The sequence below is a fragment of the Streptomyces prunicolor NBRC 13075 genome, assembly GCF_000367365.1.
Taxonomy (GTDB): Bacteria; Actinomycetota; Actinomycetes; order Streptomycetales; family Streptomycetaceae; genus Streptomyces; species Streptomyces prunicolor.
Genome location: NZ_BARF01000106.1, coordinates 38811 through 64355, shown reverse-complemented (window position 1 = coordinate 64355; position 25545 = coordinate 38811). Strand labels below are relative to the sequence as shown.

At 73.1% G+C, this 25545-nt stretch carries 17 protein-coding genes; 8 read left to right on the top strand and 9 right to left on the bottom strand.

What is annotated here, in order from left to right; all coding sequences use genetic code 11:
* Positions 1 to 33 precede the first annotated feature (33 nt).
* From SPR02S_RS44790 to SPR02S_RS44775, 4 genes are all read right to left on the bottom strand, one after another.
* Positions 34 to 2142 carry a bifunctional serine/threonine-protein kinase/ABC transporter substrate-binding protein gene (locus SPR02S_RS44790; protein ID WP_019063579.1) on the bottom strand — a complete coding sequence of 703 codons (2109 nt, stop codon included), beginning with the start codon at positions 2140 to 2142 and terminating at the stop codon, positions 34 to 36.
* 52 nt (positions 2143 to 2194) lie between these two features.
* The gene (locus SPR02S_RS44785) at positions 2195 to 4372 is read right to left on the bottom strand and encodes a bifunctional serine/threonine-protein kinase/ABC transporter substrate-binding protein (RefSeq protein ID WP_019063578.1); all 2178 of its coding nucleotides are present in this window, start codon (positions 4370 to 4372) and stop codon (positions 2195 to 2197) included.
* Positions 4369 to 5214, bottom strand: coding sequence for a hypothetical protein (locus SPR02S_RS57760; RefSeq protein ID WP_245607730.1), 846 nt, complete (start codon positions 5212 to 5214; stop codon positions 4369 to 4371). Before SPR02S_RS57760 ends, SPR02S_RS44785 begins: the two co-directional genes overlap by 4 nt.
* Positions 5215 to 5368: 154 nt before the next feature.
* Positions 5369 to 5980, bottom strand: a complete 612-nt coding sequence (locus SPR02S_RS44775; RefSeq protein ID WP_019063576.1) for a TetR/AcrR family transcriptional regulator — start codon at positions 5978 to 5980, stop codon at positions 5369 to 5371.
* 109 nt (positions 5981 to 6089) lie between these two features.
* Between SPR02S_RS44775 and SPR02S_RS44770 the strand changes: the two genes are divergently transcribed.
* From SPR02S_RS44770 to SPR02S_RS44755, 4 genes are all read left to right on the top strand, one after another.
* A complete protein-coding gene (locus SPR02S_RS44770; protein ID WP_245607729.1) occupies positions 6090 to 6644 on the top strand; it encodes an ester cyclase in 555 nt (184 codons plus the stop codon).
* 161 nt (positions 6645 to 6805) lie between these two features.
* Entirely contained in the window at positions 6806 to 10579 is a 3774-nt protein-coding gene (locus SPR02S_RS59305; RefSeq protein ID WP_158697981.1) for a CHAT domain-containing protein, read from the top strand.
* A 32-nt stretch (positions 10580 to 10611) separates the two neighbouring features.
* Entirely contained in the window at positions 10612 to 10989 is a 378-nt protein-coding gene (locus tag SPR02S_RS44760) for a CATRA system-associated protein (protein WP_019063574.1), read from the top strand.
* Between the two features lie 10 nt (positions 10990 to 10999).
* Entirely contained in the window at positions 11000 to 11716 is a 717-nt protein-coding gene (locus SPR02S_RS44755) for a hypothetical protein (RefSeq protein WP_019063573.1), read from the top strand.
* Positions 11717 to 11859: 143 nt separating this feature from the next.
* Here SPR02S_RS44755 and SPR02S_RS63625 read toward each other — a convergent pair whose 3' ends face one another.
* The 3 genes from SPR02S_RS63625 to SPR02S_RS44740 are packed head-to-tail and all read right to left on the bottom strand — an operon-like array spanning position 11860 to position 12894.
* Positions 11860 to 12060, bottom strand: coding sequence for a hypothetical protein (locus SPR02S_RS63625; protein ID WP_158697980.1), 201 nt, complete (start codon positions 12058 to 12060; stop codon positions 11860 to 11862).
* Positions 12024 to 12146 (bottom strand): hypothetical protein, encoded by a 123-nt coding sequence (locus SPR02S_RS65890; RefSeq protein WP_019063571.1) that lies wholly within the window; start codon positions 12144 to 12146, stop codon positions 12024 to 12026. Before SPR02S_RS65890 ends, SPR02S_RS63625 begins: the two co-directional genes overlap by 37 nt.
* Before the next feature lie 28 nt (positions 12147 to 12174).
* Entirely contained in the window at positions 12175 to 12894 is a 720-nt protein-coding gene (locus tag SPR02S_RS44740; RefSeq protein ID WP_158697979.1) for a hypothetical protein, read from the bottom strand.
* Positions 12895 to 13134: 240 nt separating this feature from the next.
* Here SPR02S_RS44740 and SPR02S_RS65330 point away from each other — a divergent pair, with 240 nt between their 5' ends.
* Positions 13135 to 14088, top strand: a complete 954-nt coding sequence (locus SPR02S_RS65330) for a helix-turn-helix domain-containing protein (RefSeq protein ID WP_043258907.1) — start codon at positions 13135 to 13137, stop codon at positions 14086 to 14088.
* On the opposite strand, the gene SPR02S_RS57745 is transcribed toward SPR02S_RS65330, so the two are convergent.
* Positions 14049 to 16439, bottom strand: coding sequence for an ATP-binding protein (locus SPR02S_RS57745; protein WP_052347153.1), 2391 nt, complete (start codon positions 16437 to 16439; stop codon positions 14049 to 14051). The genes SPR02S_RS65330 and SPR02S_RS57745 overlap by 40 nt on opposite strands.
* 275 nt (positions 16440 to 16714) lie before the next feature.
* Entirely contained in the window at positions 16715 to 18877 is a 2163-nt protein-coding gene (locus SPR02S_RS44725; RefSeq protein WP_019063569.1) for a CATRA conflict system CASPASE/TPR repeat-associated protein, read from the bottom strand.
* A gap of 59 nt (positions 18878 to 18936) precedes the next feature.
* Between SPR02S_RS44725 and SPR02S_RS44720 the strand changes: the two genes are divergently transcribed.
* The 3 genes from SPR02S_RS44720 (at position 18937) to SPR02S_RS44710 (ending at position 25487) form a co-directional block, all read left to right on the top strand.
* Complete coding sequence (locus tag SPR02S_RS44720; protein ID WP_158697978.1) at positions 18937 to 19293, top strand: CATRA system-associated protein; 357 nt, start codon at positions 18937 to 18939, stop codon at positions 19291 to 19293.
* Between the two features lie 119 nt (positions 19294 to 19412).
* Entirely contained in the window at positions 19413 to 24146 is a 4734-nt protein-coding gene (locus tag SPR02S_RS64410) for a CHAT domain-containing protein (protein ID WP_019063567.1), read from the top strand.
* A 486-nt stretch (positions 24147 to 24632) separates the two neighbouring features.
* Positions 24633 to 25487 carry an MHYT domain-containing protein gene (locus SPR02S_RS44710; protein ID WP_019063566.1) on the top strand — a complete coding sequence of 285 codons (855 nt, stop codon included), beginning with the start codon at positions 24633 to 24635 and terminating at the stop codon, positions 25485 to 25487.
* The last annotated feature ends 58 nt before the right edge of the window (positions 25488 to 25545 follow it).

Here is a 25545-nt window from a genome sequence, read left to right as displayed (position 1 = left end):
CTCCCCTACGCCCGAAGGGAGTTGCACGACGGCTCACGACTTCTTGCCGATGTCGGCGGACCGCGCCACGAAGCGGGCGGCCCCGCCGGTCACCCGGAACAGGAACCCTCCGCCGTCGTCGCCGGCCTGGAAGAACTGCGTGGAGGCGTCGAAGCTCATGAGGCGCGTGATGCCCTGCCAGGAGCGGCGCAGGAGTTCCGAGCGCAGGGCGGTGCGGCCGTCGTCCCCGACGGAGGCGAGGCCGTGGGCGGCGAACCGGACGGCGTCGTACGCCTCGGCTGCCCAGGGGCCAGGCGCGTGTCCGTGGCGGGCGCGGAACGCGGCGGCGAACGTCTTCGTACGGGAGTCGGCGCTCGCGTCGGTGTACCCCGTGCTGATCCTCCAGTCCTCGCCGGCGGCGAGGAAGGGGGCGCCCAGGACGTGCTCGCCCGCGACCCGGGCGCCCCGATGGCCCGCGTCCCGCAGGGCGCGGGCGCAGGCCGCGGCGCGGTCCGGACTCACCCCGCCGAAGAAGACGGCGTCGAGGGGGCGGGCGGCGATGCGACGCGCGGCCCCGGTGAAGTCCTCGTCCGCGGCGACCTCCTCCACCGACGTCCCGCCGTCGAGCTTGCCGTAGACGGTGGTGATGCGGACCGTGGCCAGACTCTCCACCTCGGTGGCGAGGTCGTGCACGATCACCGTGCGGGCGGGTTTGACGACCCGGTTCAGATAGATCACCGCCGCGAACGGGCCGACGATCTGGGTGACGCGCAGCACGAGGGCGCTGGTGGTGTTGACGACGTCGAGCGCGCCGGTGTCGGCCCGGGTGATGAGCACGGTCAGCCGGGCCTTAGTACACGGCGGCAGCGCCGCGGGCACGGTCGCGTTCGTGCCTGCGGCGATCACCACGGAGACGTCCGGGTCGGCGGCCAGCCGGGTGGCCGCCGCGGCGGAGCCCTTCGCGGTGCCGGCGTCGTCCGCGGTGCGCAGGACGAGGTCGACGGCGCGCCGGGCGTCCTGGTTGTGCCGCTCGACGGCGAGGAGGGCGCCGAGCTTGTGGTTGGTGAAATAGGGGTCGTTGGGGGTGCCGAGCAGCGTGACCACGTGGCGGTCGCGCCGTACGGAGCCGGTGTTCGCCGACGCGGCGGACCGGCCCCACTCCCACCACGCGCCCGCCCCGGCCACCGCGGTGACACCGAGCGCGGCCCCCGCGACCAGCAGGCGCCGCCGGGTGGGCGAGGGGGGCGTGTCCAGGGGGGATGTTTCGGCGAGCATGGTGGGGTCGGGAACGGGCAGGTCGAGGACGCGCGCGGCACGGGCGGCGACCAGGGCCGGCAGCCCTTCGGGCAACCACTCGGCCACGGCGAACTCGCCGAAGACGTCGCGGAGTTCACGGGTGCTGGGGCGCCGCTCCGGGTCCTTCGCCAGACATCGCCGTACGGTCCGGCCGAGGCTTTCCGGAATGCCGTCCAGGTCCGGTTCCTCCCCGACGGTCCGGTACAGCACGGCCGCGGCGCCGCCGGTGCCGAACGGCGGCCGGCCGGTGGCCGTGTGGGCGAGGACGCAGCCGAGCGAGAAGACGTCGCTCGGCGGGCCGACGGTGTGCCCGCGGGCCTGCTCGGGGGAGAGGTAGCCGGGGGAGCCCACGACGGAGCCGTCCGTGGTGAGCGCGGTCGCGCCGACGGCCCGCGCGATCCCGAAGTCGATCAGCCGCGGCCCGTCCGCGGCCAGCAGCACGTTCGCGGGTTTCACGTCCCGATGGACCAGCCCGGCCGCGTGCACCCCCTCCAGTGCCTCGGCCAGCACGGCACCGAGCCCGCGCAACTGCGCCTCGGGCCAGGGTCCGCGCAGCGCCACGGCCTCGGCGAGGGACGGGCCAGGGACATAGGCGGTGGCCAGCCACGGGGAGCGGGCATCGGCGTCGGCCGCGACGACCGGCACGGTCCACCGGCTCGTGAGGCGCGCCGCGAGCTCGGCCTCGCGGCGGAAGCGCGCGCGGAAGCCGGGGTCGTCCGCGTACTCGGCGCGGATCACCTTCAGCGCGCACCACGCGCCGTGCGGCGAGCGCGTCAGATAGACGACGCCCATGCCGCCCGCGCCGAGCCGCCCGGCGAGCCGGTGCCCGCCGATCACGGACGGATCGGCGGGCAGGAGCCGTTCCACGGCAGCCGCCTCCGTTTCGTAGTCGTTCCCGCTCGTCGGATCCGAGCCTCGGTCAGCCCTGGCTCTGCGCCGCGCGATTGAGATCGCCGAGCGATCCCAGCTGCCTGAACCGCCCGCCGCGGACCTCGTGCACGAAGGTCTCGTCCGCCCAGCCCGTCGAGCTGTTGTCGTACTGGTGGAAGTCGCCGAAGGCGTACGTCCGGGCGATGCCCTGGTACTTCACCTTCGCCAGCCGCACGGCGAGATCGGCCCGCACCGGCCGCCGACGTGCCCCCGCCGGGACCGTACGGGCGAACTCGGCGAGCAGCATCCCCGCACTGTCGTACGCCTCGGTCGCGTACGGCTCCGGAGTGCTGCCGTACCGCTTCCGCCAGGCCGCGGTGAAGTCCTTGGCCCGCTTCGTCGTCAGTACGGAGGGGTCAGCGGCGTCCGTGACCACGTACCAGCCCTCGCCCGCCGCGCCGGCGAGGCGCGGGAAGTCCGAGCCGTACAGCTGGTGTTGCATCCAGCGTGGCCCGGTGAAGCGGGCCGCGGCCAAGGACCGGGCCGTGCGGACGGTGGCGTCCAGGGCGCCCAGGTACACGAGGGCCTTGACGCCGGCGGCGAGCAGTTCGCGCACCGCCTTCGGTCCGTCGTCCGTGTCCTCCGCGACGACGCGGGGCACGACCTCGCTCTTGAGGATGTTGCGCCAGTTGCCGACCACCTGGGTGCCCTCGTCCTGCATGGCGGAGCCCCCGGCCCGGTCGATCACGACACCGGCCGGCACCACCTGTTGCGTGATGTAGGCGTGCAGTCCGATCCAGCCGCCGAGCGCGGCGTGGGCGGGGCCGCTCTGGAACGAGGTCTTAGGCGACGTCAGGAAGTAGTCCTGCTGGCCCGTGCTGCTGGAGACATGGGTCAGCCCCGCCGCACCGTAGACGGCCGCGGCCCGCTGCATGGGGAGCTCGGCGACCGGTCCCAGCACGGCGACGACGTCCCGGTCGGCGGTGAACGTACGGGCCACCTCCCGGGCGGTGTCCGCGTCGCCCCGGTCGGCGAGGACCTTCACCTTCAGGTCGTAGGAGCGCTTGGGCGTGGCGTTGTGCTGGGCGACGGCGAGGCGGGCGGCGCGTTCGGAGGCCCGGCTGACGGCGGCCTCGGCCGTGCCGGTGGTCGTGTGCACGCCGAGGACGTACACGGGACGCCCGACGCCCGTGGACGGTTTCTCGTCGTCCCCCGACGCCCACACCGCCGCTCCGGTCCCGCCGCCCGCGAGCAGCAGCGCGCCGCCGGCCAGCAGCAGTCGGCGCCGTCCCGGGTGACCGGTGGGGACGGCCGGATCGTCCACGACCGTGGGTTCGACGTCCGGGAAGGCGAGGCTCTCGGCGGACCGTGCGGCGACCATCCGGGCGACGGAGTCGGGGAGCCAGCCGCCGGAGGCGTCCGGAGCGTCGTCGGCGAGCAGGCCCCGTACGTCGTCGGCCGTGGGCCGCGCGGCCGGGTCCTTGGCCAGGCAGCGCTCCACCAGGGACCGCAACTCGCCCTCCACATCGCCGAGTTCCGGCTCGTCGTGGACCGTGCGGTACACCAGGGCATCCGGTGCACCGGTGCCGAAGGGCGGCGTGCCGGTCGAGGCGTACGCCAGTACGCAGCCCAGCGCGAAGACGTCGCTCGCAGACGTGGCGGGCTGCCCCTCGGCCTGCTCCGGGGCGAGGAAACCGGGGGTGCCGACCACCAGCCCGGACGCGGTCAGCGCCGTGTCGTCGGTGGCGCGCGCGATGCCGAAGTCGATCAGGCGCGGTCCGTCCAGAGCGAGCAGTACATTGCCCGGCTTGACGTCCCGATGCACGAGCCCGGCCGTGTGCACGGCGTCCAGCGACTGGGCCAGCAGTCCGCCCAGGACGCGTACGGCCTGCGACGGCAGCGGGCCGTGCGCGGCGACCGCTTCGGCGACGGAAGGCCCGGGGACGAACACGGTGGCCAGCCACGGCTCGCGTGCCTCGGCGTCCGCGTCCAGGACGGGAACCACCCAGGGGCTGTCCACCCGCCGCGCCAGCTCCACCTCCCGCGCGAACCGGGCCCGGAAACCGTCGTCGCCGGCGCCCTCTCCCCGGATCACCTTGACCGCGGCGAGTGCCCCGGAGTCGGTGCGCCCGAGGTAGACGACGCCCATGCCGCCCGCACCGAGCCGCCGCAGCAGCCGGAACCCCGCGATGCGGGACGGGTCGGACGACCGCAGTGGCTCGCTCACTGTCCCGCCCCCTTCGGCTCGGTCGGTTCCGCGGTGGCACTCGCGTCGCCCGCCTTGCCCCGGCTGTCGATGCTCGCCGCGACGAAGGTCATTCCCTTGGCCATGTCGGTGGTGACGGTGGAGTCCTCGGCCTCGGTCCGGCCCGAGCCGTGCCGCGCGGTCGCGGCCACGGTGACCGGCCCCATGCGGAACTTGTACCAGTCGAAGGGATGCGCCTTGCCGCCGTCGGCGACCCAGTTCCCTCTCTCCGTCAGGTCGTCGTCGGAGATCACGGTCCGCCCGCCGGTGAACGCGTCGGCCTGGGAGTACAGGCCGCGGACCCGGTCCGTGGCGTTCAGTTGCTGCTCGGGACAGCGCAGCGCCTCCTCCAACGACCCGGCCATGTCGCGCCGCGCCGACACGACGTCCTGGTGCACGGTGACGGTCAACGACACGTACACCGGCCCCTTGCCGCCCTTCGCCGGCAGCTCGTACATCCGCGTGAGACTGGCCAGCACGGTGCCCGGCAGCCCCTCGCGCCGCCACAGGCAGTCCTCGCCGAGTACGGCCCACTCGGCCGGATCGCTCTCGAAGGGATCGCGTTTGCGGTATCCGGTGCCGAAGTAGTCGGGGCGCACGGTGAGTTCACGAACGAATGCGACGGCCTCGGCCCGCGTCCTCGGGGCCCGGTCCTCGGCGAGCGTGTACGGCTCGTTCACCGGCGACGCCGAGGCCGAGGGCGACGCCCCGGAGCTCTTTTTCGGCGTCCCCTCCGCCTTGGGCTCGTCGCCCGACCCGCTGCTGCACCCCGCCAGCAGCAGCGTCCCCGCCGCCACTGCCAGGACTGGTCTCCACCCGGCCATGCGTCACTCCCACCCCTGTGCCCGCACCCTTGTGACGAGTGTGGCGCACGTCAGCGCTCTCGGTTGCCAACTACCCCTACAAACATGAGTAGTTAGGGGTTCCGACGACAGCGCGGGGCGCTCTGGTTGCAGTCGGCGCGTTCGGGCCGACGGGTCAGCGAAGCGTGGCGACCGCCGTGTCGCGGAGGACCTCCTCCGCGCGGTCCCACGACCAGCCGTTCTCGACCACGAGCGTGCGCCATCCGGTGGGGCCGAACCAGTACCACAGGAGGTCGCCGGTCTCCTTCGCCGAGTGGGACGGCCGGGGAGCGAGGGTGTGCAGATGGCGGGCGGCGGTGTGCAGCGCGTCCCGGTACGCGGCCGTCATGCGCTCCCACAGCGCCTCGCTGTTCTCGTGGACGGGCAGTGCCTTGTGGACCGCCTCGATCACCGCGAACTGCCCCTCGTTACCCAGCCGCGTGCCGTGGGCCAGGGTCGTGAGGACCGCATCCGGGCTCCGCAGTTCGAGCAGCTCCCTCATGTTCTGTTCGTAACCGGAGGCGATCACGGCGCGGTCGACGATCAGGTTCAGGATGTCGCTCTTGCTGCCGACGCTCGCGAACACCGTCTTCGAGGCGACACCGGCCGCCGAGGCGATGTCGGCGACGGTGATCCTGCCGTAGCCGCGCTCGGCGAACAGGTCCGTGGCGTGTTCGAGGATCAGCGCGCGCGTCCGTGCGGCCGCCTGTTCGCGCAGCGGAGAGACGTAACGGCGCGTGGGAGGCATGCCGTCATCGTACGGCGATGAATTCAATAGGTGTGTTGTAACCTCAATTCCTGTTGGCCGACAACACCCGCCGGAACACACCTCCCTCGAAAGGGATCACGCAATGGGCATGGACGCCACGCAACTGGCCCACGGGCTCTTCCGCATCCTTGAGACCGGCGACCCGGCGCTCGCCGCCGAGGTGGTGCACGAGGACTTCCACAACCGCGAGGCGGCCGTCTCGCCCGCTGCCTGCGCGCTCCCCGGGCCCGCCGGGGTGCTCGCCTCCAGCGCGTGGATGCGCTCCGCCTTCAGCGACCTGAACTTTCCCGTGCTCGGCATCGCCCACAACGACGAACAGGTCTGGATACGGCTGCGCATGCGGGGCCGTCACACAGGACCCTTCGTCCGCTTCCGTGACGGCGCGCTCGACCAGGCGATACCTCCCACCGGGCGCGACATCGACTTCGAACAGATCCACGTGTTCGACCTCCGCGACGGCAAAGTGGTCGGACACGAGGCGGTGCGCGACGACGTGGCCATGCTCGGCCAGCTCGGCGTCTTCCCGCCCAGCCCCGCCGTCGGGCTGAGCATGCTCACCTGGCGGGTGACGGGACGGGCCGCGCGTGCCGCCGCGGAGGTAACGGTGAAAGCCGCGGAGGCGGCGGCCGGATCGGCGCGGTAGTCCCCGGGATGGGGGCCGGAGTGTCTCACCGGCGCCGTGTCGGTGGGCAGCGCCGAACCGGGCATCCCCTTGCCGTGAACTGCCCTAAGCGCACCAGGGGTTGTTTGTCGGAGATTTCCGGATGATGACCAAAGTGGGCCGCGCCCGGGGAGACTGGCGGTGTGTCAGAGATACGAGCAGCTGTGGGCCGCCTGCTGGCGCGCTGTGAGGCGGGGTGGACACCGGACGTCGAGCGGCATGCCGCCAACGCCGGGGAGAATCCGGACAGTTGGCTGCCTGCCGTGGCCGGGCTGCTGCGCGCCTCCTGGACCGAGGGCGGCCGGGACTGCGCGGTGGCCGCGGTGGCCGTCCTGGAGTACGCGCTCGACGTGGGGGACAAGCGGGATCCGCGGCGGCCCCGCTGGGTCCTGCACCTGTGGCTGGCCGAGCGCACGCTGTCGCAGCGCTTCGAGGACCACCGGCTGTCGGACGAGGTCCACCACTACCTCGCCGCCCAGACCCAGAGCCGCCCGGCGGACGATCCGGTGGCGGTCGCGGCGACCTACCCGGAGGAGCCCCCGCCCCGCCACTTCGAGCCGCCCCGGCCCTCGCACCCGCACGCCGTACGGCTGGCCGAAGGGCTCCCTGCGGACGATCTGGTCCGGCCCTGTCTGCTGGTCCGGCTCGCACAGTCCGCGTCCGTCCGCTTCGAGTCGGGCGAGAGCGCCGCGCTGACGGACGCCGGACGGTGGGCCGACGCGGCCTTCACCGGCATCACCGCCGACCACCTGGAGGCCGGCCTCGTCAGCGCCACCGTCGTGCACGCGGCGCTGGCCCGCCTCCGCGACAGGCCGAGCGACACCCGGCTCGTCCAACTCGCGCTGCGGGGCGGCCGGTCGGCGCTGCGGGCGGTCGAGCACGCCCGACGCCACGGCACCGCCCCGCTCGACGCCGAGGCATCCTCGGCCCACCTCGCGTTCTCCCTCGCCCTCACCATGTCCGTGCCGTTCCATTTCGAGGAGGAGGTGATCGACGAGGCCATCGCCCAACTGGAGGCGTTCCGGGCCGGCGCGCCGCCCGACGACAACGGGATCTACGCCGGGAACATGCCCGCGCTGTTGGTCGGACGGGCCGTCTTCACCGGGTCGGACGCCGACCTCCGGCGCGCGGACGAGATGTGGGCCGCGCTCCAGCGGGACCTACCGCCGGACCACCCACTGGTCCCGCACATCGCCGACAAGCGCACCGCCTGCGCCAAGTTGGGGAAGATGCTCAAGCGGTCACCGATCAAGGGAGCCCACCTGCTCAGGTTCGCGGGTCCGATGCTGGGGCCGTTGCTGAGCGGGGTGCAACTGCCGCCCATCCAGATGTCCGTCCCGCCGGGCCGCCCCGGAGTGCGCTCGCCAGGCCCCGGCCCGGCGGACTTCGCGCCCTTGACCGGTGGCCCCCGGCCCGCCTCGGCGGACGCCGGACCCGGTCGTACGCAAGCCGCCGATCTCGTCTGGCCGCCCGGTCCGCCCGCGGACGCCGGGCCCGCGGAGCCGGCCTCCATGTCGGACCTCGACGGGCTGCCGCCGGACGCGGCGGCCGTGCGGGCCGCCCTGCTGGGCGCCGGTGCCAGCGATCCACGCCGACTCGCCCTCGCCGTCGACCAGTTGAAGGCCGTACTGGCCGGGCCGCTGCCCGACGGACGCCGGGGTTTCTTCGCCTCCACCCTCGTGCAGTTCCTGGCCGTGCAGTTCACCTTCAGCGAGCGACGCGAGGACCTGGAGCGGGTCGTGCGGTGCGGGGACGAGCAGTTGGCCCGGCTCGCGCCCACGAGTCCCCGGTACGTCGAGCTGCTGTGCGCGGTGGAGACGCACCGCGGCGACTACGGAATGCTGCACCAGCACGAGCCGACCGTCGCCCGGGCGTCCGACGCGCTGGCCTGGGCGGTCGGGCGACTGCCCGAGATGTCGGCGAGCTGGCTCGGCTGCGCCATCGTCTACGCACAGGCCCTCGGCTGCGTCTCCGCGATGCGCCGGGACGTGTCCGGCACCCAGGAGGCGGTACGGCTGGTCGAGTTGGCGGCGCAGTGCCTCGAAGACCTGCCGGGCCGGCCCGAGTACTCGCCCGAGCTGGCCGTACTGCGCGAGCAGCTCCGCCCCGCCCTGGCGACCGTCACCGAACTGGTCCGCACCGCTCACGACGATGTCACCTGGTACCGCTACGGAGACCCCGAGCCCAGCTCCTGGGACCCGGCCACCGAACGGGCACTGCCTCCCCGGGCCCGGTTCGAGAACGCACGGGTCGCGCTCAACTCGGCGGTGAGCAGCCAGAATTGGGTCCGGGCGACCGATGCGGCCCAGGCCGCGCTGGAAGCACTGCCGCTGGTGGTGTCCCAGGCCCTGCACCGCGACGACCGCCAGGCCGTCCTGCGTACCGCGCTGCTCGGCCGCCGCTATCCCGGCCCGGGCGGCACCGTCCGCACCGTCGACCTCCCGGACCGGCTCGCCGGGACGAGCCTGGCCCGCACCGCGTGCGCGGTGGCGCTCGCCGCGGGCCGCACCGAACAGGCGGCTGCCCTGCTGGAACAGGGGCGAGCGGTCCTGATGGGGCAGGATCTGCAGGCCCGCAGCGACGACTCCGACCTGGCCGCGGCCCATCCGCAGGTGGCCCGCGAGTTCACCGCCCTCGCCCGCCGGCTGCGGGAGACGGAGGGCGCCGGTGAGCCGGGCGGGCGGCCGGGGCATGGCAGTTCGGCGGGCGGTCCCGGTGAAGCCGCGCGGATCCGGGACCAGCACGCGGTGACCGAGGAGTGGCAGCGGCTGCTGGCCCGGATCCGGGGGTTCGACGGGTTCGAGCACTTCCTGTTGCCGCCGAGCGCCGAGCAGATGCGGCGCGAGGCGAAGGAGGGGCCGATCGTCCTGATCAACATCGACCGGCTGCGCTCCGACGCCCTCGTCGTCACGACCAAGGGCATCGAGCTCGTGGAACTCGGCGTCACCGAGGGGCAGCTCGCGCTCAAGGCGCGGCAGTTCCTCGCGGCGGTCTCCGTGGACGTCGGCGACTCCAGTGCCCGGCGCAAGGAAGCCGCCGAGACCGTGTTCGACACCCTCGAATGGCTCTGGGACACCATCGCCGAACCGGTGCTGAACGCGGCGGGCCTGACCCGGCCAATCCCCGAGGGCACCCCGCGCGCCGCCGTGCCGAGGCTGTGGTGGTCGGCGTCCGGACCGCTGGCCCACCTTCCGCTGCACGCGGCCGGCCATCACCGGGCGGCCGAACTCGGCGACGGCCGCTCGGTGTTGGACCGGGCCGCCTCCTCGTACACGCCGAGCATCAGGGCGCTGCGGCACGCCCGGCAGGCCCCGGCGACGCGCGGGGGCCGCGGGCCCTTCCTGGCGGTACGGCAGCCCACCGGCGCCGACGGCAAGGACGGCGCATCGGTGGCGGAGGTGCAGGCGATGGCCCACACCCTGCGCGGACTGCGGATCGTCCAGGGCGCCGACGCGACCGTCGAACGGGTGCGCACCGAGCTGTCCTTCGCGGCCACCGTGCACTTCGCGTGCCACGGCATGAGCAACGCCGAGGACCCGTCCCGGAGTTACCTGGACCTCGCCGACGGACACCTCGCGGTGCGGGACGTGGCCCGCGGACATCTGCCGCACGCCCAGCTCGCCGTACTGCTGGCCTGCCACACCACCCGCACCGACCGCCTCCCCGACGAGGCGGTGCACCTGACGTCGGCGTTCCAGACGGCCGGATATCCCCAGGTGGTGGGCGCGCTGTGGGAGGCGACCGACCTGGTGTCGGTGCGGCTGACCGACCGTCTCTACCGCGACCTGCGGTCCTACGGCGACGGCCTCGACGTCACCGACACCGCGCGGGTCGTGCACGGGATCGTACGGGGCCTGCGGAAGCGGCATCCCGGCTCGCCGCACGTATGGGCGCCGTACGTGCACACCGGGCGTTGACGAGTGACGACGAACAAGTGGAAGGAACTGGCGTGAGCACATCGGAGGGGGCGGCCGTGATCGACCGTGAGACGGCCGACGAGGCGCGTCTGGCACTGGAGTTGATGCTCGAGGAGTGGCGGCTGACACCTGAGGGATGGGTGGAGATCGCCGAGGTGCTGGACAGGTTGGCGGCGGCCGTCGCGGCCGGCAAGGCGGCCGAGGTCGCCGTGGTGACCGGCGAGCTGGACGAGTGGTCGGGCAAAAGGGTGCCCCGGATCAAAGGCACCGGGGACGGGACGGCGTCGGACGACAACAAGAGGGTGCCGCTGTCCGACGACGAGCGGGAGCGCGTCGTCGCCCTCGTGCACGCGCTCGACCCCGACTCCCCGCCCGGCGGACCGCCCTCCGCGTCCGCCCGGCGGAGCTGACGGCCGGCCGATGCTGTCGGTACTCGCCAATGTCGCGATCGGTCTGCTGACCAGCCTCGTCGGCCTCGGTCTTGGCACCCTGTGGGAGCGCGGACGGCGGAGTCGGGCGCTGTACCGCAGGGCCGCCTTCTTCGGCACCCGGCCCGGCGAGAACTGTGTGATCGTCGTCGGCACCAAACACGGACAGCCGGGCACCACCGAGCAGCGCGATCTGCGGGCGGTCGTCGAACTGACCGTACTGCTCAGCGAGTTGGGCTGCCGGGTGAGCGTGGAGTCCGGCGAGCTGCGCGGCACCAACGGCGACCGGGCCGAGTTCTGTGTCGGCGGGCCGATCGGCGGGTCCAATCCGCGCACCGGCGGGCATCTGACGGCCCATCTGCCCGGGGTGACGATCACTCCGTTCAGTGATCGCCGCGACTCGGTGGCGATCGCGGTCGGCGGGGAGCGCTACTACTTCGACCGCGGGCACCAGGAGTACGCGGTGGTCGCCAAGTTCACGCCACCGGAGTCGAGCCGACCGGTGGTGCTGGTGTGCGGGCAGAGCTCGGTGGCGAACCAGGCGGCCGTCCACTTCCTGCGGCGCGAGTACGCGCAGGTGGTGCGGTCGGTGGCGTCGGTGGACCGGTACTGCCTGCTGGTGAAGGTCTCCGACATCGGCGTCTACTCCTTCCACCGGTCGGTGCTCGAACGGGACGTGTCCGCGGAGGCGTTCGCGGCCGTCGGCTGAACACCCGCACCGCACGGGCGCGTTCACAGCGACGAGCACCCGGTCCCCTGCGCCGGGTGCTCGTCGGGCCGTAGGGACCGAGGGCTGCCGGGTCCGGTCAGATGCCCGTGTACTTCATGGACGGATCGAGCTCCGTCAGCGTGTCAGCTGTCGACGTGTCGGCGGATCTTGCGGTTCGCCTTGATGCCGAAGGCGCCGAGGTTGCGGCCGACGCCCAGCACGATCTCTCGGTGGGCGCCCCGGTCCCACATGTACATGTGCACCGCGGACTTCTGTATCTCCGCTCCCCGGCCGCCGAGCAGCGCCATCACGGTGAAGTCGGGCCGGTGATGTGCTCGCTCCACCAGCTCACCCGCATCGCGTGCCGGAAGACGTCGGCGGCCTCCGCCATCGACAGCTGGGTCGTTATCTCGACCGGTGTCCTGGCCATGTGGTTCTCTCCTCGGGAGTCGTTCGGCTCACAGCCGGGACGGTGGCAGCGGGATGAAGGGACGCAGTTCGTCGGCGACCCAGTGCACGGGTGTCTGGAACACCTCGCCGATCCGGGTGTAGAGGTCGTGCAGGGTGTCCGCCGAGGTCCACTCGAAGCGGGCCCGGGTGGGGTCGGTGTCGCTGGTCGGCGCGTCCACGACCGTCACGAACCGGCCCTCGGGCGCGGCGGTGACGTAGACGACGTTCGAGTCCGAGGCCTCGGTGATCCGCGCGAGTTGGCGCAGCTCCCCGGGCGCGAGGGCCGGGATGCGCACCTCTTCGGGTGTCGGCCGGGGGCGGCCCACGAGCCAGGGCTCGGCGCTGTTCTCCTGCCAGAACTGGCAGTCGGCGGCGGACAGCCGGTTGCTCGGCACCCCGTTCGCCCGGAAGAACTCCAACGCGGCCATCCGTACGGCGTCGTAGGCCGGGCTGGTGAAGTCGGAGCCGACCAGGTTCCACACCGTGCGCGCGGCACCGAACAGGGCGAAGCCGCCGGCGGGCAGCACCGCGTCGGCCAGGGCGCGGGCGAAGCCCTGCGGGTCGGACTGCGCGAACGGCAGGTAGGGCGCCTGGAGTTCGCCCCACACGTCCGAGGCGTCGATGTCGGTACCGACGGGGTCGAACTCGAAGCGGCCGAACCGCTCCATCCGTGACACCACGTCGCCCGGCAGCCGTGTGGCGCGGGGTGTCCTGGGGAACAAAGCCATGGTCCTCTCCTGGCACAAGGGCGGGAATCGGCCGATGCGGGCGCACCGGAGCCGGGCGCAACCTGTGTAACAAGGGCGGTAGTTCGCACTCAACGGTTCTCCGGCGAACCGGACGATCTCCGGAAAACCGGGACGGCCGGCGAGCGGCCCCACAGGAGCGGGACGACGGGTCCGGCCGTGTGCCAGACTCGGCCGCGTCGGCGGCGGCAACGGCGTTGCGCAGCAGGGGGGTTGCACACGATGGGGCGTCCGCAGAAGGAGATCGTGCTGGACGGGTCACCGGCCCGGCTCTTCGCCCACTGGCTCCGTGACCTGCGCGGATCGGCCGGATTCACCCTGGACCAGCTGGCCCGCCGCACCGGGTACGGCAGGACGACCGTCAGCGACGCCATGCGCGGCGAGACCCATCCCACCCGGCCGGTCACCCTGGCGATCGTCGGTGCCTGCGGGGGAGATGTGCGGCGCTGGGGCGAGTACTGGGCGCAGGTGCGCCGGGCCCTGGACCCCGACTCCCCGGACGGCCCGGCCGGAGTCGAACCGCCGCCCTGGGACGTTCCGGCGGACCGGGCGAACGGGGCGCATGCCGAGCAGTGCCCGGCGGACTGCGCGCGCACCGAGCCGCACGGCTGGTACACCGAGTCCGTGTTCACCCGGCTCCGGCTGGACACCCCGACGCCCGAGGCGCTGGAGCGCCGCGTCGTCGTCGCGACCTGCGACGGCCTGGCCCGGATACCGGTCGGCGTCAGCGTGCCCCGGCGCGCCGGCGACACGACGGCCCGGCACGAACTGGAGATCTCCGTCGTCCAGGGCGGCCGACTGGCGGACGGTGGGCCGCAGTACGAGAGCTACTTCGAACGGTTCCTGGTGCTCCCCGCCCCGCTGAGGGCCGGCACCCGGCACGTGTACGAACTGCGGCTGCGCATCCCGCGGAACCAGCCGATGGCACCGCACTTCGTCCACGTACCGTTGACCCGCAGCGAGCACTTCCGGCTACGGGTCGCCTTCGACCCGGCGCGGCCACCGCACACGGTGTGGCGGCTGGCCGGCGTCCCCACCGCCGTGATCTACCAGCAGAACCCGGGCACACCGACCCTGCGCCCCGACGAACACGGCCTCGTGGACGTCGAGTTCGGGGCGATGAAGGTGGGCTACGGCTACGGGCTGAGCTGGCTGGAGGCGGGCACCGGAGGATAGTCCGCCGCCGCGCGCAGCTTGGCGCGGACCGGCTCGGCGTCGGGGTGGTGCAGATCCTCGAACAGCGCGAGTGCCTCCTCCCACAGGGCGCGCGCGTCCTTGCCCCGGCCGAGCGCCGCGTGGGCGTCCCCGAGGTGCTCCAGGGCGTGCGCCTCGCGGAACCGGTCGCCCAGGGCCCGGTCGAGGTCCAGGGAGACCTCGTAGTGGCCGATCGCGGCGGCGGGCCGGCCGAGGCCCTGTTCGGCGCGGCCCATGCCGATGAGGATGCCCGCCTGCCCGTCGAGGTGACCGAGCCGGGTGTAGAGGTCCAGGGCACGGCGCGCGTGGTCGAGGGCGACGGTGTGTTCGCCGAGCCGTTCCCACTGCTGGGACACGGAGGTGAGGCCGTCGGCGAGCGCGACGGGGTCTTGGGTGCGCTCCGCCATGGCGAGGGCGAGCCGGGCGTGCGGCATCGCTCTGCGAGGGTCGCCGCAGGAGCCGTACACCCGGACCAGCGAGAGCCGTACCTCGCGTACGCCCTCCGAGTCGCCGAGGGCGCGGCAGGCGCGCAGGGTCTCGTACAGCAGGCCGAGCGCCTCCTCGGCGCGGTGCAGACGGGAGAGGGCGTCGGCGAGGCGGCGGGTCGCGGTGGCGTGCGCGGCCCGGTTCCCCACCCGGCCCGCGGCGTCGCGGGCCAGCGCGTGCACGGCGGCCCGCTGCGCACGACGGCCGGAGCGGCGCAGATGCAGGGCGCACGCGTCGGCCAGCCGCCAGGCGTACGACTCCAGGCCCGGGGTGGCGGCGGCCTGGGCGATGAGGGCCTGCAACGTGGGCAGTTCCGACTCGAACCAGGCGGTCGCCGCCGCATGGTCGCCGATCGGCGGCTGCGCGCCGGTGAGGCTCGGGGCCCCGCCAGGTGTCGGACGCCAGGGTTCGAGATGGTGATCGGCCAGGCCCGCGATGTCCAGGTAGTGACGCAGCAGCCGTTCGGTGCCGTCCAGGCGCTCCTGCGGCGGGCCGCCGTCGAGGAGTTCCACGGCGTAGAGCCGGAGCAGGTCGTGCAGGGTGTAGCGGCCGGGGGTGTGCTGGCGGACGAGGTGGGCGGCCGTGAGGGTGTCGAGGAGAGCGAGGGGCGGGTCCGTGGCGCCGACCAGGCCCGCGCAGGCCGTGGCGTCGATCTCCGGTCCGGGATGGCAGCCGAGGAGCCGGAAGAGTTGGGCGGCCGGCGCGGGCAGCAGCGCGTACGAACCGTGGAACACCGTCCGCAGGTCGACATCCGCGTCCTGCACCCCGAACAGGTCCAACGGCGCCCGCGCGCGCCGCAGTTCACGCACCAGGGCGCCGATGGAACCGGCCGGGGCGGTGGCCGTGCGGGCGGCGGCGACGCTCAGCGCGAGTGGCAACCGGGCGCACAGGTCGACCAGTTCGTCCACCTCGCGCGGCTCCAGGGCGATCCGCTCGGCGCCCATCTGCCGCTCCAGGAGGGTGCGGGCGGCGTAGCGGGGCAGCACGTCGAGGGCGATCCGCAGGGCCCCTTCGCGGATGACCAGGCCGTCGAGGCGGTTGCGGCTGGTGACGACGGCGACGGAACCGGAGTCGGTGGGCAGCAGCGGCCGCACCTGGTCGGTGGAGCGGGCGTTGTCCAGGACCAGCAGCACCCGGCGCCCGGCCAGCAGCGTGCGCAGCAGTCCCGAGGCCACGCCGGTGTCGGTCGGCACGGCGGCCGGGGTGACACCGAGAGCCTGAAGGAAGCCGTGCAGGGCCTCGCCCGGGTCCATCACCGCCTTGTCGCCGAAGCCCCGCAGATCCACGTAGAGCTGCCCGTCCGGGAAGCGGTGCTGTGCCCGGTACGCCCAGTGCAGGGCGAGCGCGGTCTTGCCGACGCCCCCGGTGCCCTCGACGACGGCGACTCCCGCTCGGCCCGGCGCGGGGTCGCCGGACGGGCCCAACAGCGCGTCCAGCCGGACGAGTTCGGCGTCCCGGGCGACGAACACAGGGTGGCTCAGGGGGAGTTGACGAGGGACGGAGGCAGTCCCGAGGGACCGGCGGGCGGCGGTGCGGGCGTTGGCGGGACGCAGGCGGCGGGCGGCGTCGACCTCGTCCCGCAGGGTGGCGAGCCGGCCGGCCTCGGTTCCGCGTACGCCCAGCTCGGCGAGGAGCACGTCGAAGACACCGGTGCCGGGCAGGGTGGTGCCGTTGAGATACGCGTACAGACTGCTGAGAGACACGTTCAGACGTCTGGCGAGTTCGCGACGGTCCAGGGTCCTGCCGAACCGCTTCTCCGCCTGGACGACAGCGCGGGTCAGTTCGAGAGCCAGCCGCTGTCCCAGCGCCTCTCCGTCGTGGCCGGGCGGCCGGGGAACTTCGTTCACCACCGTTCCTCCGCGGGGACGTTCACGGATCCGCACCGCACGGATCCAGACGTTTCCAGTGTGTTCCAGGACCCCGGACGGCCGGACGGATCCGCGTGTTTGCCTGCGGATTCCACGCCGAGGGGATATCGCCCCTCGGCCGGCCGCAGGAGGACGACAGCCGTGCAGACCCACTGAACACCACGCAGCCGCACCCGACTCCGGCCCTCCACGTACACAGGGGAGACGTGGGGGGCCGGTCGCGGCTCAGGTGGTGTCGTGAGGCAGGTCGCGGTTCAGGTGGTGTCCTGGCGGCGGACGCAGTCGAGCACGGTGGTGGCGGCCGACGCCCAGGTGTAGCGGGCGGCCATGTGGTCGCGGAGTCCGGCGGCGTCATCGAACGCGGCCGGCGGATTGCGCAGGACGGAGTGGATGGCCTGCGCCCAGGTCTCGACGTCGGCCTTCCGGTGACCCCGCTTCCCGTTCACGTCCACCACGGCGCGCGCCGCAGCCGGTGTTCCCTGAGAGTGGAGCAGCATGCCCAGCCCGCTGCGTCCGCTGACCAGCACCGGCACCCCACAGGCGATCGCCTCCGCGCCCGCGAGGCCGAAGGCCTCCGCCCGGGAAGGCATCAGGACCAGACTGGCCCGCGCGAGATCGTTCCTGATCCGCCGGGGATCGGCGGAGTAGCGGCGGGGATGGACGTCCACGGCGGGGTTGTCGAGCCATTTCTCCACCTGGAGCGCCAGCTCCTCGGACTCGTCCGGGGGCACTCCGCGCACGAACAGATGGCACGAACCGGGCCCCTCCGCCCGGGAAAGCGCCTTGCCCAGCGCCCGGGCGGCGATGTCGAGCCCCTTCAGATCGGCGTCCGCCAGTCGGCCCAGCAGCAGGATCTGCGGAATCTCCTCCGGCCGGGGCTGGATCACCGGTGTCCCGTCGTCGAAACCGGGATCGATGCGTACGGGGGCGGCCAGATCCCGGTACTCGGGCGTCCGCAGATGCGGCAACAGGGCCCGCTCCAGCCGGAGGCCGACCGGCATCGGGTGCAGGGCACCCCGGCAGAGCCGCAGCTCCAGATCCGTGCGGTCCTCGGCGCGCGCCGCCAAGTCCCCCTCGGCGTGCGGCTTGTGGGCCTCGGCCTGGTCGGGTTCGACGTGCAGGAAGTGCAGCCGCTCGGCGTTCTTGAAGTACCGCTCGACCAGCGCCTTGGCCGGCGGCCCCGTGACCCTGCCGTGCCCGATGACGACATCGGGCACGAACCCGTCGTCGAACACCGGCGGTACCGACAGCGCCGCGTCCGTGCTGAGCCCCGGCTGAGCGACATTGATCAACCCCACCCCGTACTCCGCCGCGTCCGCGCGCTCGTCCGGGGTCGCGGCCTCGACCATGACCCGGACGTCCGCGTGCTGCCGGGCGAGGGCGGCGCACAACTTGCTGTTGAACGTGCTCAGTCCACCCCGCGCCGGGAACCACTCGTCGGCCACGACCAGGACACGCACCCGCTGGTCGGGCCCGCGGCGGGGGCCCGGCAGTGGATCGCCGATCCCGACCCGCCTCAAGTGGGCGAGGACATCGTTCAGCAAGCGGAGGAACGACGAGGTGAACCGCCGGTCCTCCGCCGCCATGCTCCCGCCGTCGAGGCCCGAACTCTCCAGTGCCTGCAGGGCGTTGTGCCAGCTGCTGTCCACCGATTCCCGGATGTAGTGGATCTCGGCCGTGGAAGGCAGCTCCCGGTCCCTGCCCCCGTCGGGTGTCCGCGTCCTGGCCAGCGGCTTCGTCGTCCCGGTGTCTCTGGCCTCCATCAGCCAACGGTAGGTTCTGTGCTGGTGGCGGATCGCCGTCATGTGCATCAGATGGCGGACGAAGTGCGGCATCTCCGGGTGACCGCCGTCGGACCACGCCCACGCGCCGAGCTGCCCGTCCGCACCGGTCCGGCCGAGCAGCCGCAACACCCGCCGCGCGGCGTCCTCGTCGCCCCGCTCCAACTCCAACACGTCGGCGTCACCCGGTGTTTGGGCCGGTGCCTTGCCCAACTCCAGGGTCACCGCGCCCAGATGACACGCCCCGAGCGGGCCGGTGATCGTCTCCACCCGCTTACGCAACCCGGACCACTCCCGGCCCGGACCGGCGCCGAGCAGCACCGACAGATTGAGGATCTGCCGGTGGCGTCGCAGGATCGCCTGGTCGAGCCGGTCGGCGGACTGCACACCCGCCACCACGACCGAACCGTGCGCGGCCGGACCGGGCAGCACGTCCGGCATGTCCACCGGCAGCGAGGCGTACAACTCCCGCTCACCGTGCTGCAGTTCACGAAAACGCCCCCACATCGCCCGGACCGAGGCCACCCCCTCCTCGGCGTGGGCGCCGTCCAGCGGGACGAAGACATGGACCATGACCTCGCGCTCCGTGACCTGATCCGCCGTGACCTCACGCTCCGTCAATTCGTCTTCGGGCACGCGCCGATACACCCCCGCCCCGCCTCGCCGCTCCCGGCGCACTCGCTACAGTTGAGCCCATGCAGTCTAGGGCGGATTCACCCGGTACGGGCATGGAAGCGGCGTTGCTCTCCCGGGCCCGCGAATTGCTCGACGACCTCCCCAAGTGGCGGCTTCCGCACGCCGCTTGGTCCCGTCCCGCCGCCGCCGTCGAGGCACTCGCGGTGGCGTACGACGCGGGGGACGGGCTCGCGCTCCAAGTCGCCGTCGCCCGGCTCGAAGTGCTCAGCCCGTCCAGGTCGGTGGATCGCATTGCCGACCCGGCCGACCTCCCGCCGCCGGAGCCTCTGCAGGAGCAGGTCACGGCTTTGGTGCACATGATCGCCGAGTCGGAGGAGAGCACGATGGGGGAAGCCGACGGCGACGAGGGTCGGTGAGGTGAGAGCGCCGGGGTCGGTGAGGCGGTCGGTGTGTCGCCGGGTGCGTGTGGCCTTGGCCTTACGGCGTGTCCGTGGGCGGTGCGATGGCCGGTGTTGAGGCAGGGCCGCCGAGATCGATGAAGCCGTCGCTGTATCGCCGCCTGCGTCTGGCCCTGGCGCTGTGGCGCGCCCGCCGGGCGACTGGGGACGGCCGTTTCCCACGCCGTACGGACCGGGCTATCGGCCTCCTGGAAGCCGCCCTCATGTATGCCGGACGGGAAGACCGAGTGACGCTGCTGGAGGGGATCGCCGCGCTGCACGCCGAGTCGGCGCGGCGCGGTGGAGGTGCTGCCGCGGGGGCGCGGGCGGTGGCGGCGCTACGCCGGGCCCTGTCCGACGCGGGACCGGACGAGGCGCTGATCCTCGCGCAACTCGCCGAAGCCCAGGCCACGTTGTCCGCGATGACGGACGACACCGGGCTGCTGCGGGAGGCCGTCGCCACCGCGCGCCGGGCGGCGGACCGGGCTCCGGACGACCCGCTGACCCGGATCATGATCCTCTCGTCGGTGGCCGAACTGCTGCTGCAGGCGGGGTCGGAACTCGACGACCCCGAACTGTTCGAGGAGGTCGTCGAGGTGATCGGCAACTCGCTCGCGGCGGGCGGCGGTTCGCTGCTGCATCTGGCCCAGGCCCATCGGATGCGGTACGAGCACGACGGCGCGCCCGAGACGCTGGCGCGCGCCGAGGCGGAGGCCCGGGACGCCGTGGCCCAGTGCGAGGAACACGACCTCGACGCGGCCGACGAATACGCCGAACTCGCCCAGGTCCTCCGCTACCGCTCCGACCGCAGCGACGATCCGCGCGTCGCCCGGGAGGCGGCGACCGCGGCCCGCGAGTCACTGCACCGCACGGCCCCCACCGACGAGGAACACACCAAGCGGGCCTGCTTGTTGGCGGGCGCGCTGACCGAGTGCCACTACGCAGGGGACGCGGAGGCGTTGGCGGAGGCGGTCGCGGTTGTACGGGCGGCCTTGGCTTCCGAGGTGGTGAGGGTGGGGGCGGTGGCGGGCGATCGTGGGGGCGGTGGCGCCGGGGGAGTGGGTGGTTCGGCCGGGGGTGGGATCGGTGGTGTCGATGCGGTAATTGGCGTGGTTGATCGCGGGGTTGGTGGTTCCGGGGCGGCGGGCCGGTCGGTCGCGGAGGGGAGCGGTGGCGCTGCTGACGCGGCAACGTCTGCGGTCGATCGGGGGGTTGGTGTCCCTGGGGCAGCAGGCGGTGCGGCTGTAGACGGGGCGGGTGCCGTCGACGCGGCAACTTCTTTGGCCGATCTCGGTGTTGGTGTGTCCGGGGGAGCGGGCGGTTCGGTCGTAGATGGGATCGGCGCTGTCGATGCGGTAATTCCCTTGGCCGATCACGGGGTTGGTGTCCCCGGAGTAGCGGGCAGCTCGGCCGTGGATGGGACCAGTGCCGTTGACGCGGCAACTCCCGTGGTCGATCAGGGAGTCGGCGTCCCCGGGACAGGGGGCGGTTCCGACGCGGAGGGGACCAGTGTCGCCGCCGACACCACAACCCCCTCGGTCAACCTCAGGGTCGGTGTCCCCGGAGCAGCGAGCAGCTCGGCCGTAGATGGGACCAGTGCCGTCGACGCGGCAACTCCCGCGGTCGATCAGGGAGTCGGCGTCCCCGGGACAGCGGGCGGCTCCGACTCAGACGGGACCAGTGCCGCCGCCGACACGGCAGCCCCCTCGGCCGGCCACCAGCCCGACGCCTCCGCAACAACCCACAACTCGCCCTCACCCGGCACCGACACCGGCGCCCCCGCCGCAACACCCACCGGACCCCTCTCACCCTCCGCCACCCCCACCCCACCCCCCGGCCGTTCCGACGTCTGGCAGATCGGTGCCGCGGTGTTGTGCGAATGGGCCGATCAGCACGAGGACATCGGCGTGGCGGAGGAGGCCGAGCGGGCGGCGCGGGTCGCGCTGGTGCTGGCCGGGGGCGATACGTCACGGCGGGCCGACGCGCTCGACGCCCTCGCGGATGTGCTGCGTTGCGGGTATCTGCTGAGCGGCGAGACCGGGGTGCTGGAGGAGGCGATCGTCCACGCCGCGGAGGCCGCCTCGCTCCAAGTCGGTCCGCCCGGCGACCGGGCCGGGCGCATCGGCAAACTCGGCGTTTTGCTGTTCTTCCGGCATGAGGAGACCGGCGAGCCCGCAGACCTGGACGCGGACATCGACCTTCAGCGCAAGGCCCTCGCCCTGGTCGGCGACGACCATCCCGACGCCCGGATCCACTTCAACAACCTGAGCATCGCCTTCGCCGCCCGCACCCGGCTGCACGGAGGCGACGACGACCTGGACGACGCGATCGCCGCCGGCCGTGCGGCGGTACGCGGCGACGGGCCCGCCCACCAGCGGGTGCTGCGGCTGAGCAACCTCGGCGGTGCGCTGTACGCGCGCTACACCCGCGACGGCCGACTCGCCGACCTGGACGAGGACATCGACCTCCAGCGCGAGGCGCTCCGCCTGGTCCCGACGGGCCACCCCGAACGCCCCGGTCTGCTCAGCAATCTGGCCACCGCACTCACCGAACGGCACGAAGCGCTCGGTGTCCGGGACGACCTGTCCGAGGCGCTCACGTACCTGGAGGAGGCGATGGCGACCGGGCCGGCGCCCCGGCGGCTCGCGACGATCGCGGGCGCCCACGGCCTCGCGCTGCACGCGCATTACAGCATCACCGGCGACCAGGACACGTTGGAGCGGGCCCTGGCCAGTCTGCGTAAGGCCGTTGCGGCCACCGCGCCCACCGATCCACACCTGCCCCTCCAGCTCGCGAACCTGGCGGTCTCGCTACGGGAGGCGTCGACACATCGCGCGGCCGCGGTCACGGAGGCCGTAGACGCGGCGCGCGGTGCGCTGACCGTCCTCGACGAGGGCCGGTCCGCCACCGCCGTCCGCGGCAGTCTGCTCCTCGCGCTGGCCGCCCGGTCCGGCGACGGGGATCTCGACGAGGCGGTGACGCTGGCCCACCGGGTGGTCGCGGACACCCCGCCGGACGATCCCGACCTGAGTCGCTCACTCGCCAACCTCGCCTACGTACTGAACCTGCGGCACCAGTCCACCGACGCGGCGGACGACCTGGCAGGTGCGCTCGACGCACTGCGCGTCGCCGCCCGGACCGGAAGCGGCCCGGCGGACGTGAGACTCCACGCGGCCCGCGACTGGGGCCGGCTCGCGGCGTTGACGGGCGACGGGTCGGCCGCGGCCGAGGCGTTCGCGCTCGGTGTGGAACTGCTGCCGGCCGCCACGCCTCGCCGGCTGGAGCGGCCCGACGCGCAGCGAAGGCTCGCCGAGGCCGCGGGACTGGCCAGTGACGCGGCGGCGATGTGCCTGGCCTGCGGGGACCCCGAGCGGGCGCTGAGCCTGCTGGAGCTCGGCCGGGGAGTGCTCCTCAACCGCCGCTCGGGCATCCGCGCCGACCTCGCGGACCTCCACGACGCCGACGCCGACCTCGCCGAGCGCTTCGAAGAACTGCGCGACACACTCGACCGCCTCGACCATCCGCCACTGACGCTCCCGACCTCACTCTCAGAGACGGAAACGGAAACGGAAACGGAAACGGAAACGGAGACTACGGCGGAGGCAACGGGGCGGGAGCGCGAACGCCGCCGGGACCTGGAGGCCGAACTCGCCCTCGTCGTACGCAGGATCAGGGCGTTGCCCGGGCAGGCCGCGTTCCAACTGCCGCCGTCGGTCGAGTCGTTGCTCGCCGAGGCCGCGCACGGTCCGGTCGTCGTCGTGAACGTCAGCGAGTACCGCTGCGACGCGCTGCTGCTCACCGCCGAGGGGCTGCGGCACGTACCGCTGGACGGCCTGGACGCGGAGGAGGTCGAGGCGGCGGCGGACGCGTTCCACACGGACGTCGTCACCGCGCTGGATCCCCGGGCCGCCCAGGACGAGGTCGACGCGGCCAACGAACGCGTCACCGCGACGCTCGACCTGCTCTGGCGGGAGGTGGCCGCCCCGGTCCTCGCCGAGTTGCGGGTGACGGACCCGGACACCCGGATCTGGTGGGTACCGACCCAGGCGCTGTGCCGGCTCCCGCTGCACGCGGCGACGGCGATGGACCCCCAGAATCCCCAAGTCGCCCGGAATGCCCAAGACCCCTCGGATCCCCACGACCCCTCGGACGCCTCGGAAATCCCGGACTCACTGGTGGACCGCACGGTGTCGTCGTACGCGCCCACGGTCACCGCGCTGCACCACGCGCGGGCCCGTGGCGCGGCACCGGACCGCACGGAGGCGGCCGTCGTGCACGCCGACGTGCGCCGACCGGGGCTGTCGGAACTGCCCGCCGCGCGCCGCGAGGCCCGCGCGGCGGCGGACCGCCTCGGCGTCGAACCGCTCGACCTCGCCGAGTGCGGACGCGAGGCGCTCATCGCCGCGCTGCTTACCTGCACCCACCTCCACATGGCGCTGCACGCGGTGGCGGACCAGGACGACCCGGGGACCAGCCGTTTCCTGCTGCCGGACCTGGATCTGACGTTCGCCGAGATCGCCGCGCGCCGCGGCGGCTGGGGCCGGCTCGCCTACCTCTCGGCGTGCGAGACGACGTACACGCCCCGCGCGCTCGCGGACGAGTCGATCCACCTCACGTCCGCGTTCCTGCTCGTCGGGTTCTCCGGCGTGATCGGCACCCTGTGGCGAGTACCGGACGCCGTCGCCGAGACGACGGCCCGCGTGTTCTACGACGCCCTGGACACCGCCCGCGACGAACCGGCCCTAGCGCTGGCTCGCACGGCGCGACTGGTCCGCGTCCACTACGGCGACGCCCCGGCCGCCTGGGCGGCTCATCACCACGTCGGCATCTGAACCGTCCGACTTCCCTGGCGTTCACCCTGAGTTGTCCGCGCCCTGAACTCCCCTTCGTGGTGGGCTTTGTGGGCAGTAGTGGCGATGTATCGATTCGGCTAACACCTATCCAGTTTGTGCAGGAAATGTGTGCAGCCCGTGATTGAATCATGCACAACTCGGCCAGGTGGCCAGATCTCGACCGCTCGGTTCCCCGTGTCCTGTCGTACGTCAGCAGGATGTCCGCGCGCTCGCGCAGGTCAGTCCGCCCGGCCGAGCCGGTACGAACGTGCGGCAGGGGCGGGAGCGGTCGATCCGCGCGCGCCCCTGCCGTAGCGCACCCTGTGTCCCCGCGCCCCTCCCGACCGGAGGCCCGAACACCGGCCCGTGCCCGGCACGACCCGCGCCCCGCCGCGGTCCGCCGGACGGGAGCGTGCGCCACGTCACCGTGCCGGCACACCGCGACTGCGCTGCCGTCCGCCGGTACGTACGTGAAGGGAACCGTCCATGACCGTCACAGCATCCGCCGCCACCGTCTCCGACTTCTACTACGGCGCGGTGACCCCCGTCGCCGCCTATCTGATGGCGTGTCTGGGAGCGGCCCTCGGGCTGCGCTGCACGACCCGTTCGCTGCGCCGCCCGCAGCACAGAGCCCGCTGGCTGGCGCTGGGTGCCGTCTCGATCGGCTGCGGTATATGGACCATGCACTTCATCGCCATGATCGGCTTCAGCGTCGAGGGCGCGCTGGTCAACTACGACGCCACGAAGACCCTGTTGAGCCTCGTCGTGGCGATCGCGGTGGTCGCCGTAGGAGTGTTCCTCGTCGGCTACCGGGGCGGCTCGCCGCTCAACCTGGGCGTGGCCGGCACGGTCACCGGGCTCGGTGTGGCGGCCATGCACTACCTCGGGATGGCCGCCATCCACACGAACGGCACCCTCCACTACGACCCCGCGACCGTGGCGCTCTCCATCGTGATCGCGGTAGCCGCCGCCACCGCGGCACTGTGGGCGGCCGTCTCCATCCACGCGCTGTGGGCGAGCCTCGGCGCGAGCCTGGTGATGGGCGTTGCCGTGACCGGCATGCACTACACCGGCATGGCCGCGGTCTCCGTCCATCTCACGAACGTGGCCGGAGCCTCGCAGTCCTCGGCCGACCTGGTCGCCTTCCTCCTGGTCATGCTCGCCGGCCCGCTCCTCGTCCTGCTGGTCGCCGCCGTGATCGTCATGTTCGACCCCGACATGATGCTCGGCGAGACCGAGCCGAAGGCGTCGGTGCCCGTGCCCGCCCCGATGTTCGGCGGCGGCTCCGTGTTCCCGGCGAAGCAGCCGGCCGAGCCCTCGCAGAGCCGCGGTTCCTGGTGACCTGACACGTGTAGGCACCGCTCAGAGGCGTAGTCGTGGTTCGCGACGCCGAAGGGTG